At 63.5% G+C, this 12,786-nt stretch carries 10 protein-coding genes; 8 read left to right on the top strand and 2 right to left on the bottom strand.

From position 1 onward, the window contains the following. The first annotated feature begins 18 nt into the window (after positions 1–18). The 6 genes from CXY75_RS14250 to CXY75_RS14225 all read left to right on the top strand — a co-directional run bounded on the left by CXY75_RS14250 (position 19) and on the right by CXY75_RS14225 (position 7,032). Complete coding sequence (locus CXY75_RS14250; protein ID WP_104083470.1) at positions 19–1,458, top strand: hypothetical protein; 1,440 nt, start codon at positions 19–21, stop codon at positions 1,456–1,458. Positions 1,459–1,550: 92 nt separating this feature from the next. Continuing rightward, entirely contained in the window at positions 1,551–2,435 is an 885-nt protein-coding gene (locus CXY75_RS14245; protein WP_104083469.1) for an ABC transporter ATP-binding protein, read from the top strand. After that, positions 2,432–3,544 (top strand): ABC transporter permease, encoded by a 1,113-nt coding sequence (locus CXY75_RS14240; protein ID WP_104083468.1) that lies wholly within the window; start codon positions 2,432–2,434, stop codon positions 3,542–3,544. The genes CXY75_RS14245 and CXY75_RS14240 overlap by 4 nt, the downstream gene beginning before the upstream one ends. A gap of 25 nt (positions 3,545–3,569) precedes the next feature. Continuing rightward, positions 3,570–4,652, top strand: a complete 1,083-nt coding sequence (locus tag CXY75_RS14235; protein WP_104083467.1) for a low specificity L-threonine aldolase — start codon at positions 3,570–3,572, stop codon at positions 4,650–4,652. Next, the gene (locus CXY75_RS14230; protein ID WP_233201924.1) at positions 4,649–6,334 is read left to right on the top strand and encodes a long-chain-fatty-acid--CoA ligase; all 1,686 of its coding nucleotides are present in this window, start codon (positions 4,649–4,651) and stop codon (positions 6,332–6,334) included. Before CXY75_RS14235 ends, CXY75_RS14230 begins: the two co-directional genes overlap by 4 nt. A gap of 107 nt (positions 6,335–6,441) precedes the next feature. Beyond that, positions 6,442–7,032 (top strand): nitroreductase family protein, encoded by a 591-nt coding sequence (locus CXY75_RS14225; protein ID WP_104083466.1) that lies wholly within the window; start codon positions 6,442–6,444, stop codon positions 7,030–7,032. A gap of 70 nt (positions 7,033–7,102) precedes the next feature. On the opposite strand, the gene CXY75_RS14220 is transcribed toward CXY75_RS14225, so the two are convergent. Together CXY75_RS14220 and CXY75_RS14215 are read right to left on the bottom strand one after the other, a co-directional pair. After that, complete coding sequence (locus CXY75_RS14220; RefSeq protein ID WP_104083465.1) at positions 7,103–8,152, bottom strand: zinc-dependent alcohol dehydrogenase family protein; 1,050 nt, start codon at positions 8,150–8,152, stop codon at positions 7,103–7,105. Between the two features lie 76 nt (positions 8,153–8,228). After that, positions 8,229–10,409, bottom strand: a complete 2,181-nt coding sequence (locus CXY75_RS14215; protein ID WP_104083464.1) for an ATP-dependent Clp protease ATP-binding subunit — start codon at positions 10,407–10,409, stop codon at positions 8,229–8,231. Between the two features lie 270 nt (positions 10,410–10,679). Between CXY75_RS14215 and hisC the strand changes: the two genes are divergently transcribed. Next, positions 10,680–11,747, top strand: a complete 1,068-nt coding sequence (hisC, locus tag CXY75_RS14210; protein WP_104083463.1) for a histidinol-phosphate transaminase — start codon at positions 10,680–10,682, stop codon at positions 11,745–11,747. A 38-nt stretch (positions 11,748–11,785) separates the two neighbouring features. Next, positions 11,786–12,781, top strand: coding sequence for an ABC transporter substrate-binding protein (locus CXY75_RS14205; RefSeq protein WP_104083462.1), 996 nt, complete (start codon positions 11,786–11,788; stop codon positions 12,779–12,781). Positions 12,782–12,786 lie beyond the last annotated feature (5 nt).

The following is a 12,786-nucleotide window of genomic DNA, read 5'->3' as shown; positions in this document are numbered from 1 at the left end:
ACATCAGGATTGGCACCAATGACCTCTGCACGTTTTCGATTTCGCGGGTCTGCCGTGGCCCTGACCATCGCGGCCGTACTCGCATTCGGCACGCTGTTCGCCGCGCCCGCGCAGGCCGTCGACACAGACTCCACGCGCCCCTTTCACGCGTCCGACGTCATCGTCGGAGAGACGCTAACCGCCGAGGTCGATCTGGCCACCTGGGGTGACACCTCGGATCTCGGATACATTTGGCTGCGTGTTCCTGCCGACTGGTCGTCTGACGGCGTCGAAATTACGAACGCCACCGATAAGTCTTATACGGTCACGAATGACGATATCGGCTCGTACATTCGGGTCCACGTCTACGACGGTACAACTAGGTCCACGAGTAAAGCCACAAACCAGGTCTTGCTTGTCCGCGCCAACTCCCAGGCTGGACCCGTCACCATTGTCGGCGACCCGATCATTGGGAACACCCTGAGGGTGGATAAAGGTGAGTGGGCCGCAGGGACGACCTTCACGTATCAGTGGCACTATGCGTGGGGTGGTGCTGACATCGCGGGTGCAACCACGGATTCATTCACGCTGACCGACGCCCAGCGCTACGACAATATCGAGGTCACGGTGACTGGAACCCTGTCTGGTTCACAGGAGGTCACCTCGCCCCGGTCCGGTCGTATCCTTCGGCCAGCCTTCCCCTCGGGCACTGTTTCCATTTCCGGCTCCGCAGTCGTCGGCAGCGCACTCACGGCCACGCCGGGTGACGACTGGCCTGAGGGAGCAGTACTTTCGTACTACTGGGGATGGAGCAATGGCGAGATCGGAGACGGAATTGAAGGCGCAACAGACACAACGTTCACGGTGCCTGCTGATCGAGTAGGCCTGCAGATTTACGTTTCCATCGAAGCCACCGTCGCCAACTTCGAGCCGTCAGTCGCCTATGCATTCACCGGCATCGTGCCCCCCATCACCCCGGTCGCCACCGCGCCCGCAACCCAGGCTCCCGCAGCCACCGCAGCTACCGCAGCTACCGCACCAGTCTCTACCTCGGCCGAGTTGGCCGCTTTCCTCACCGCTGCCCGCGTCGAAATCGGCACGGCAGCATCCGCTGGACTGCCCGCCACCGGCCTCGACGTAACCAAGCCCTACACGGCCACCGTGGACTGGGCCGGCGCCGACGGCTTCGTCGACGTTTACGCGTACTCCACCCCGACCCTGGTCGGCACCTTCCCGGTCGTCAACGGCAAGGTGCAGGTCGTTCTGAGCCCCGCCATGCTCAGCTCACTTGCCGCCGGAACGCACACGCTCGTCATCTCGGGGCAGTCCTCGGGCGCCGTGCAAGCCGTTGCGTTCAGCCTCAGCAAGACCCTCGCTGCGACCGGCGTCGAGACCATCGTTCCGCTCGGTTCTGCCGCGCTACTGCTTCTGCTCGGTGCCGCGCTCGTCGTCGTGCGTCACCGCCGTACGCTCGTCTAACCAGCACATTCTGAGGGGGCGCGGCCAACCGGCTGCGCCCCCTCTTTGTGTGCTCACGCTACCGTGGAGGCACGCACAACGAAAGGGCGGGCATGCTCGACATTCGGGGAGTCACCAAGAGCTACGGAACCCGGCAGGTACTCACCGACGTGAGTTTCACCGTTGGAGACGGCCGGATGACCGGCTTCGTCGGTGCAAACGGCGCCGGCAAGACCACGACGATGCGCATCATTCTCGGCGTGCTCACGCCCAATTTTGGCAACGTGCGGATCGACGGCGTGCCGGTCACCGCGAGCGACCGCCGCCGGTTCGGCTACATGCCAGAGGAACGCGGCCTCTATCCCAAGATGAAGGTCGCCAAGCAACTGGTGTATCTGGCCCGCCTGCATGGGCTGTCACCGGCATCCGCTCGCCACAACGCCGATGATCTGCTCGAGCGCCTCGGCCTCACCGCACGCGCCGGCGATACCGTCGAGTCACTCTCACTCGGCAACCAGCAACGCGCCCAAATCGCCGCCGCGCTCGTGCATGACCCCGAGTTTCTCGTGCTCGACGAACCGTTCTCCGGCCTCGACCCGATCGCCGTGGAGGTCGTGATGAGCGTACTCGCCGGTTACGCCGCGCAGGGCACGCCCGTGCTGTTTTCCTCACACCAGCTCGACATCGTCGAGCGGCTCTGCGACGACCTTGTTATTATCGCCGACGGTAAGATTCGTGCCAACGGCTCCCGCGAAGCCTTGCAAGAGCAGCACAGCAGCCCCCGATTTGAGATTCGCACCGCGGGCGACACCGGCTGGATCCGCGACGTACCCGGCATCACCGTGATCGACTTCGACGGCGACTTCGCCGTCTTCGAAAGCGAAACGGATGCCGCCAGCCAAGCGGTTCTGCACCGTGCAGTCGCGCTCGGGGCGGTATACACATTCAGCCAGCAGCGACCCACCCTCGCCGCAATCTTCAAAGAGGTCATCGCGTGAGCACCACCATCCGCCCGGTGCACACCGCGCCCACCTTCGCGCAGAGTGTGTGGCTGGTCTCCAACCGCGAGATTGGGGCGCGACTGCGCAGCAAGTCGTTTCTGATCGCGACCGGAATTCTGCTGCTCATCTCGATGTCATCCGTTGTCGTCGGCAGCATCATGAGCCAGAACGAGAGCCTGACCAAGGTCGCCGTGGTCGGCACGGCCATCAGCGTCGTCGAACAAACCCAAGTCTTCGACATCGTCGAATCCGGCACTGTCGAAGGCGCCGAGGCTCTCGTGCGTGATGGCACGGTCGATGCGGCCGTCGTGCCGTCGACCGACGCCGACTCCCTGCTCGGCCTCACCGTGATCGCCCTGGATTCACCGCCGAGCGAGGTTCTCGGCGCGCTCAGTGTGAGACCCGACCTGAAAATTCTCAACCCGGCCGAGCAAGACGGTTTTCTCGCCTACCTCGTCGCGATCGGGTTCGGCATCATCTTTCTCATGTCGGCGACTACCTTTGGTGCCACGATCGCGCAGAGCGTCGTCGAAGAGAAGCAGACCCGCATCGTTGAAATTCTTTTGTCGACCATTTCGGTGCGCGCCCTGCTCGCCGGCAAGGTACTCGGCAACAGCCTGATGGCGTTCGCGCAAATCGTGTCGATTAGCCTGCTGGTGTCAATCGGCCTGGCGGCCACCGGGCAACGCGTGCTGCTGGCCGATGTCGGCCCGGCGATCGTGTGGTTCGCGGTGTTCTTCGCCTCTGGATTCGTGCTGCTCGCCGCGCTCTACGCGGCCACGGCATCGATGGTGTCCCGGCAGGAAGACGTAGGCTCGGCGACCTCGCCGGTGTTGTTTCTCGTGATGATTCCCTATTTCATGGTGGTCTTTTTCAACGACAACCCACTCGTGCTGGCGATCATGTCGTATGTGCCGTTCTCAGCACCGGTCGGGATGCCGGTGCGCATCTTCCTGGGACAGGCCGAGTGGTGGGAACCTGTGCTCTCCCTGATCGTGCTCGCCCTATCGACGATGGTGATGATTGTGATCGGGTCGCGCATTTACTCCAATGCGCTGCTGCGCATGGGCGCCCGCGTCTCGCTGCGGGACGCCCTGCACCGGTAGGTCGATTGCGCAGACGGCCAGCCGAATGCGGGAGGATAGTCGAGTGACCCAACTCCATGATCTCAGCACCCGCGGTTTCGCCTCCGACAATTACTCCGGAATTCATCCGGAGATACTGGAGGCGATAACCCAGGCAAATGGCGCTCACCAAATCGCCTACGGCGAAGACGTCTACACGGCACGGCTGCAGCAAGTCTTCGTTGAACAGTTCGGCGACGGCGTTGAAGCTTTTCCCGTATTCAATGGCACCGGCGCCAACGTCACCGGGCTTCAGTCAATGTTGCCGCGCTGGGGCGCCGTGATCTGCGCCGCTACCGCACACATTCATAACGATGAGGGCGGTGCCCCCGAGCACGTCGGCGGCTTCAAATTGCTGCCGGTAGTTACCCCCGATGGCAAACTCACCCCCGAACTGATCGACCAGGAAGCCTGGGGCTGGGGAGATGAGCACCGCGCGCAACCGCTCGTCGTGTCGATCACCCAGACCACAGAGCTCGGCACCGCCTACACGGTTGACGAGGTACGCGCCATCGCCGATCACGTCCATTCCAAGGGAATGACCCTGCACATGGACGGTGCCCGCATCTCCAACGCGGCCGCGAGCCTCAAAGTGCCGCTTCGCGCCTTCACTCGCGACGCCGGCGTTGACGTGCTGAGCTTTGGTGGCACCAAGAACGGCATGATGCTCGGCGAGTGCATCGTGGTGCTGAACCCGGCGGCATCCACTGGTCTGAAGTTTTTGCGCAAGTCGAATATGCAACTCGCCAGCAAGATGCGTTTCATCTCGGCGCAGCTGATTGCGCTGTTGGGCGGCGACCTGTGGCTGCGAAACGCGAGCCACGCCAACGCGATGGCCGCCCGGCTACGCGGCGCACTCGAGAGTGAGCTCATCACGGGAACGATCACCGGGCTGGCCTTCAGCCAGGCTACCCAGGCCAACGCCATCTTCGCCACGCTGCCCGCCGGAGTCGCCGACCGGCTGCGCGAATCGTTCCGCTTCTACGACTGGGACGCCACCAAAAACGAGGTGCGCTGGATGTGCGGATTCGACACGACCGAAAACGACATCGATCAGTTCGTGGCCGCAATCACCCGGGAATTGTCGTGACCTTCACAGATCAGCCCTGGCTCGCCTCGTACGCGCCCGGCGTTCCCGGCACGATCGACGAGACCACCCAAACCCTGACCGACATGATGGAGGCCTCGGCGAAGACCTTCGCGCCGAACATAGCGCTCGACTTCTTCGGCTCCACCACCACCTATGGCGAGCTCGGCGAGCAGATCGTGCGGGCCGCGAACGGGCTGCGCAAACTCGGCGTCACCCCGGGCGACCGGGTGGCCATCGTGCTGCCGAACTGCCCGCAGCACGTCGTCGCGTTTTACGCGGTGCTGCGCCTGGGTGCGATCGTGGTCGAGCACAATCCGCTCTACACCGCCCGGGAGCTGCGCCACCAGTTTGAAGACCACGGCGCCCACGTCGCGATCGTCTGGGACAAGGTCTACGACGCCGTGCGTGCTTTTCCCAAAGACATGGGCGTAACGGATGTCGTCACCGTCGATCTCACCCGCGCCATGCCGTTCGCCAAACGCTTGGCTCTCACGCTGCCGATCAAGAAGGCCAGGGATGCTCGTGCCTCCCTCACCGCGGGACCAGGAAGCGGCGCGATCAGCTGGCAATCCATCGTTGGCGCCCGCAAGCTGCACCCCTCGCATCAGCGACCGCAACTCACCGACACCGCGGTGCTGCAGTACACCAGCGGAACGACCGGTGCTCCCAAGGGGGCCATTTTGAGCCACTCCAACCTGCGCGCTAACGCCGCCCAGGGCGCCGCCTGGGTAGCGGGCCTTCGCCCCGGCGAAGAAACCGTCTATGGCGTTCTCCCCATGTTTCACGCCTACGGACTCACCCTGTGCCTCACCTTCGCCATGAGCATTGGTGCCCGTTTAGTGCTGTTTCCCAAGTTCGACGAAAAGCTCGTACTCGACGCCACCAAGCACGCACCGCCCACTTTCTTGCCGGCCGTTCCGCCTATTTACGACCGCCTGGTCACGGCCGCGGCGAAGAAAAAGGTGAGCCTGGCCGGCATCCGCTTTGCTATTTCTGGTGCCATGAACCTGCCGGTCTCGATCGTGGAACGCTGGGAAGAAGCGACCGGTGGGCTGCTGGTCGAGGGCTACGGAATGACCGAGGCCTCACCGATCGTGGCCGGAAATCCGATCGGTGCGAGCCGACGCCCCGGAACGGTCGGTGTGCCATTTCCGAGTACCGACATTCGCGTGGTCGACCCGGAAGACCCCACGATCGAGCGCGGTTTCGACGAGGAGGGTGAGCTGCTCGTGCGCGGCCCGCAGGTGTTCTCTGGCTATTGGGACCGCCCGAGCGAAAGCGCCGAGGTGCTGTTGCCGGGCGGCTGGCTGCGTACCGGCGACATTGTGCGGGTCTCGGCCGACGGGTTCATCACCGTCGTCGACCGCATGAAGGAACTCATCATTACCGGCGGTTTCAACGTGTCGCCGTCCGAGGTTGAAGCGGCCATGCTCTCGCACCCCGACATTGTTGATGCCGCGGCGGTCGGCCTGCCGAGCGCGAGTGGTGGCGAAGACATTGTGGCCGTGGTCGTGCTGACCCCCGGTGTCGAACTCGATGTGGCGGCGGTGCGCGAGTACTGCCGCACCCGGTTGTCGGCCTACAAGGTGCCCAAGCGAATCGTGGAGGTCGACGACCTGCCGCGCAGCCTCCTGGGCAAGGTGCTGCGCCGCGAGGTACGCAATCGGTTGCAGGGCCAGTAGCCCGGCACGGCGAACAATGCACTCTGCGAAATAGTGTTCCAGCTACATCGTTAAAGATCGTGGGCCAACGCAGCCCCGCCTACATTCTTCAATCAAAGGATTCGCCCGTGAACCTCACAGCTGACGCCAGCCGCCTCGCAGACACCGAGTCGCCGCTGATAAATATTCTGGCCGAGCGTTGGAGTCCCCGCGCCTACGACAAGACCGCCGTCATCGACGAAGCCACCCTCACCACCGTGCTCGAAGCCGCGCGCTGGGCCCCGTCGGCGAGCAACATGCAGCCCGCCCGGTTCATTGTGGCCCGGCGCGGTTCGGCGAGTTTCGCCACGATCCACGATGCCCTCATGGGGTTCAACCAAGTCTGGGCCGATACGGCATCCGTTCTCATCGCAAACGTTGCCAAGCTGTCGATCGATGAGACCCGCGAAAACCCGTGGGCGCGTTACGACCTCGGCCAGGCCGTTGCTCACCTGTCCATTCAGGCCCAGCATGAGGGATTGCACACGCACCAGATGGGTGGATTCGACGCCGCCGCGATCGCCGGAGCGTTCAACCTCACCGACGACCACACCGTCGTCTCGGTCACCGCGCTCGGAGTGCTCGGCAGGCCGGAAGATCTCACCCCAGAGCTGCGCAAGCGCGAAGTCGCCCCGCGAACCCGCAAGCCCCTCAGTGACCTGCTCCTCACGAACGACTAGGTCGTCGAGAGCGCAAAAAGTGCCCGATTGAACGAGCCAATCGCGCACTTTTTGCGCTCTCGCGGGAGGATCACGGGCGCAGGAGCACCTTGATGGCTCGGCGTTCATCCATGGCGGCGTAGGCCTCGGCTACCTCGGCGAGGGGGAGCTCAAGGTCGAAGACGCGGCCGGGGTTGATCTGACCAGAGAGTACCTCGGGCAGCAACTCCTCGATATAGCCGCGAACGGATGCAACCCCGCCGTTCACGCCGACGTTGCGTCCGAACAGCGAGCGAATGGGCAGCTCGGCGCCACCGTTGGGCACGCCGACGTAGCCGACCATTCCACCAGGCCTGGTCGACCGGATGGCCTGATCCATGGATTCCTTGGTACCGACGCACTCGAGCACAAAGTCAGCGCCGATTCCGTCAAACATTGCTTGCACGGCTGCAACACCCGCATCGCCGCGCTCTTCGATGATGTCCGTCGCACCGAATTCACGGGCCACGGCCTGGCGGTCGGCGTGACGGGACATGGCGACGATGCGGCTCGCGCCGAGGCGCTTGCTCGCAAGGATGGCGCAGAGCCCGACGGCTCCGTCGCCGACGACAACAACGGTGCTTCCGGCGGTGACGCCGGCCGACACGGCCGCGTGGTGCCCGGTGCCTAAGACGTCGGAAAGGGTCAACAGTCCCGGAATCTGGCTGTCGTCGGGCATTTCTGGCGTAGCCACGAGCGAACCATCGGCGTGAGGAACGCGCACTCGCTCGCCCTGGGCGCCGTCAGCGAAGCCGCCCATGTCGTCGTTCGCGCCCCACGGAACGACGTGAAGGCAGGAAAAACTCACGCCGTTGCGGCAGTTGACACAGGTGTTGTCGCAGTCGTAGAACGGGGCGATGACGAAGTCTCCCACCTTGATGGTGGAAACGTCGGGGCCGATTTCTTCGACGATGCCGACGAATTCGTGGCCGATGCGGTGCGGCTCCTTGGTGGCACTCACGCCGCGGTAGGGCCACAGGTCAGACCCGCAAACGCAGGCCGCGACCACGCGAACGATAGCGTCGCCACCGGTCGAGAGTACAGGGTTAGGAACTTCTTCAAGGCGAACATCCCGTTCGCCGTAAATTACGGTAGCAAGCATTCCATAACCCTAACCCGACGATCCAGAATATACCCCCTTTCGGGGTGCATATTTTCCGCGAGAGCGAGTAAATGGTCTAGAGCAGATCCTCCTCGAGGGGAACGTCGCGCAGGGCGGGGGCGGATGCCACGGTGAGTGCGTCACCGCCTTCGGCGAGCGCCACCAGCACCGTGTCTCCGTCACGAATGTCCCCCGAGAGCACCGCCCGTGCGAGGCGGTCGTCGATTTCGCGCTGCATTAGGCGCCGCAGTGGACGCGCGCCGTAGATCGGATCGTAACCGCGCTCGGCCAGCCATCGGCGGGCATCCGGTGTCACGGCAAGCTCGAGCCGCCGCTCGGCCAGACGCCTCTGCAGACGGTCGACGTCGAGCTCGACGATCTCTCCGAGCTCATCGGTGGTGAGCGAGGAGAACACCACGATATCGTCGAGTCGGTTGACAAACTCGGGCTTGAAGGACTGCCGCACGAGCAGCTGCACGGCCTCTTCCTTCTGCGCCACCGTGAGGCTCTGGTCGACCAGGAACTGCGAACCGAGGTTGGACGTGAGCACCAGGATGGCGTTGCGAAAATCCACGGTGCGGCCCTGGCCGTCGGTGAGCCGGCCGTCGTCGAGCACCTGCAACAGCACGTCGAAGATCTCGGGGTGCGCCTTCTCGACCTCGTCAAACAAAATCACCGAGTATGGACGACGCCGCACGGCCTCGGTCAACTGCCCGCCCTGCTCATAGCCGACGTAGCCCGGAGGCGCCCCGACCAGGCGGCTGACCGAAAACTTCTCGCCGTACTCGCTCATGTCGATGCGCACCATGGCTTTTTCATCGTCGAACAGAAACTCGGCGAGCGCCTTGGCCAGCTCGGTCTTGCCAACGCCGGTCGGCCCGAGAAACAGAAACGATCCGGTCGGCCGGTCGGGGTCGGAGATTCCAGCGCGCGAACGACGCACGGCATCGGCGACCGCGCGCACGGCGCGCTTCTGGCCGATCAGACGGTGGCCGAGCTCATTTTCGAGGTTGAGCAGCTTCTCGGTTTCGCCCTGCAATAGGCGTCCCACCGGAATGCCAGTCCAGGCAGCGACAACGGCGGCGATATCCTCGCTCGCTACCTGATCGTTGACCATGCGCGGGCCAACGGATTCCTCTTTTTCGGCGTCGGCGAGCGCCCGCTCCATGATCGGAATGTCACCGTAGAGCAGCCGCGATGCCTTCTCTAGGTCGCCCTCGCGCTGAGCCCGGTCGGACTCGATACGGGCGGTATCGAGCCGTTCGCGCAGCTCGCCGACCCGGTTGAGCGAGGCACGTTCCTGGTCCCAGCGCGCCTGCAGTTCCGCGAGATTGGCCTGGCGCTCCACCAGATCGCTGCGCAGTTTCACCAACCGCGCCTTCGAAGCGTCGTCCTTCTCCTTCTTTAACGCAAGCTCTTCGAGCTTGAGCCGGTCGACGCTGCGCCGCAGCTCGTCGATCTCTACCGGTGAGGAGTCAATTTCCATTCGCAGCCGGCTCGCGGCTTCGTCGATGAGGTCAATCGCCTTATCCGGCAGCTGCCGCGCGGTGATATACCGATTCGAGAGGGATGCCGCGGCCACGAGGGCAGAATCGGCAATCGTCACCTTATGGTGGGCTTCGTAGCGTTCCTTGAGGCCGCGCAGAATAGCGACGGTGTCTTCGACCGATGGCTCGTCGACGAGCACCGGCTGAAAGCGGCGCTCGAGCGCGGCATCCTTTTCAATGAATTCGCGGTACTCGTTCAGAGTCGTGGCTCCGATCAGGCGCAGTTCACCGCGGGCGAGCATGGGCTTGAGCATGTTTGACGCCGCGACGGAGCCTTCGCCGCCGCCAGCACCCATCAGGGTGTGCAGTTCGTCCACGAAGGTGATGATCTGGCCGTCGGCGTCGTTGATCTGCTTGAGTACGGCCTTCAGCCTCTCCTCGAACTCGCCGCGATACTTGGCTCCAGCCACAAGTGCGGCCAGGTCGAGCGAGACCAATTGTTTGTCTTTGAGCGAGTCGGCCACGTCGCCAGCCACGATGCGCTGGGCGAGACCCTCGACGACAGCGGTCTTTCCGACCCCGGGTTCGCCGATCAGCACCGGATTGTTCTTGGTTCGCCGGGTAAGCACCTGGCTGATCCGGCGAATTTCGGCGTCACGCCCGATCACCGGGTCGAGCTTGCCGCTGCGAGCAATGTCGGTGAGGTTCACCCCGTAGAGCTCGAGGGCCGTCTTGGCGTCGTTCTGCGGTGGTTGCTGACCGGCCTGCATGAGCTGTCTCCTCTAAAGTTGAGCCTTGCAGACTCAAGTTTAGTACCCGATAGCTGGCCACCGGGCAAAGCCGGTGAGTCGGCGAAAACTGAGCAATTTGTTTGGCAAAGCGCGCAACACACCGGTCAGATAATGCAGTTTGTGACGTGTTGATTGATCGAATTGTCAAACTTCTGCGGGATCACTACGCTCTGAATCAGACCCGTCATTGCCGACGCTTTACTCGCCGAGCATGTCTGGCACGCCGGTTAAGAGTGAGGTTCTGTAGTTATGGTGCAACAACGCGAAGCCATGAGCTGGCTGCCCGCCTACAAGCAGGGCGCTGCAGCGGGCGATTCGGGAGCATTCAAGCTGTCCTCGAACGAGAATCCATTTCCGCCGCTCGCCTCGGTGATCGACGCCATCGCATCCACTCTGGGGGACATTCAGTTGTACCCGAGCATGGCCGTCGCCGAGGTCACCGACCGCATTGCCGCCCGGTTTGATGTTGACGCCTCAAACGTGGCCTTTGGCGCTGGCTCGGTCGAGGTGCTGTCGCAGATCATTCACGCGAGCGCCGGGGCCGGCGACGAGGTCATCTTCGCCTGGCGCTCGTTCGAGGCCTACCCCATTCTCATTCAGGTCGCCGGTGCAACGCCCGTTCCGATCGCCCTCACTGCCGATGAACGCCACGACCTGGATGCCATGGCCAGCGCGATCACCGCGAAAACCCGACTCATTTTGGTTTGCAACCCGAACAACCCGACCGGTGCCTTCGTCACCACCGACGAATTGCATGCCTTTCTGGCGCGGGTGCCAGCCACCGTTCTCGTCGTCATCGATGAGGCCTACGTGCACTTCAACCGCGATCCCTCCTCGGCTGTTGGCATCGACTTCTTTCACCGCTACCCCAACGTGGCCGTGCTGCACACCTTCTCCAAGGCTTACGGCCTGGCGGGGCTGCGAATCGGCTACGCGGTCGCACCCACCGCCGTCGCCACCAACCTGCGTCGGGTGGCCCTGCCATTTGGCGTCACCGCGCTCGCCCAGCGCGCAGCTCTCGCCTCCCTCGACGCCGAGGCCGAGCTCACCCTGCGCATTGATGAGATCGTCATCGAACGCACCCGGGTGCTTGCTGCACTGCGGGCGAGCGGATGGCGCGTCGCCGACTCGCAGGGAAACTTCGTCTGGCTGCGCACCGATGTCGACACCGACCGGGTAAACGCCGTGTTCATTCGGGACGGCATCCTGGCCCGGGCTTTTCCCGGCGAGGGATTACGCGTGACCATCGGCACGGCCGAGCAGAACAACCGATTCCTGGCCGCAGCGGCAGCAGCCCTCGAACCGACCGCCGTCTAACAGCTCTGTTACCAACATTTAAAGGAGAATTTTCCAGCATGAAGCACACGAAATCATTGTCAGCCCTCACCCTGGTCACCGCGGGCGCCCTTGCGCTGAGCGGCTGCGCACCCACCGAGCCGGCAGCATCCACTTCAGACGAGATGATCACGATCGGCATCAGCCAGATCGTGCAGCACCAGGCGCTCGACGACGCCCGTGAAGGCTTTAAGAAGGCTTTTGCCGATGCCGGCTACGTCGAGGGCACCGACATTGCCTTCGACGAGCAGAACGCGCAGGGCGAGCAGGCCACTGCGAGCACCATTGCGGCCAAGTTCGTCGCCGACAAGGTCGACCTCGTACTCGCCATCGCCACACCAACCGCGCAGGCCGCGGCCCAAACCATCATCGACATTCCGGTCTTGTTCACCGCGGTCACCGAGCCAGAGGAAGCCGGACTGGTCGAGAGCTGGGAGACGCCGGGTAGCAACATCACCGGCACCAGCGACCTCAACCCGGTCAAGGAACAGCTCGAACTGATTCAGGAGATTCTGCCGGATGCGAAGTCGGTCGGCATCATCTACAGCTCGGGTGAGGTCAACTCCGACGTACAGGTCGAACTCGCCAAGGAAGCGGCCGACGACCTCGGCCTGACCATCACGGAAGCCACCGTCACCAACTCGAGCGAGGTCGCCCAGGCCACCGTGTCGCTCGGCGACGTCGACGCTATCTACATTCCCACCGACAACCGTGTCACCGAGGGCCTGGAAGCCGTCATCCAGTACTCCGAGGCGAACCAGATTCCGCTGTTCGGTGCCGAAAACGGCCAGGTCGAGCGCGGCGCCATCGCCACCTACGGCATCAGCTACACCGACCTCGGCTACCAAACCGGCCAGATGGCCATCCGCATCCTGGAAGACGGCGAAGACCCCGCCGAGATGCCGGTCGAGACCCTCGACACGATCGAGTTCATCCTCAACCCGGCCGCTGCGAAGCGCATGGGAGTGACCCTCACCGAGGAACTCATCGCCAAAGCCGACCGAATCATCGAATAGAGGGA

It is taken from the genome of Cryobacterium sp. Y11, from assembly GCF_002929535.1.
Lineage (GTDB): Bacteria > Actinomycetota > Actinomycetes > Actinomycetales > Microbacteriaceae > Cryobacterium.
This window is presented reverse-complemented; position numbering and strand designations above follow the sequence as displayed.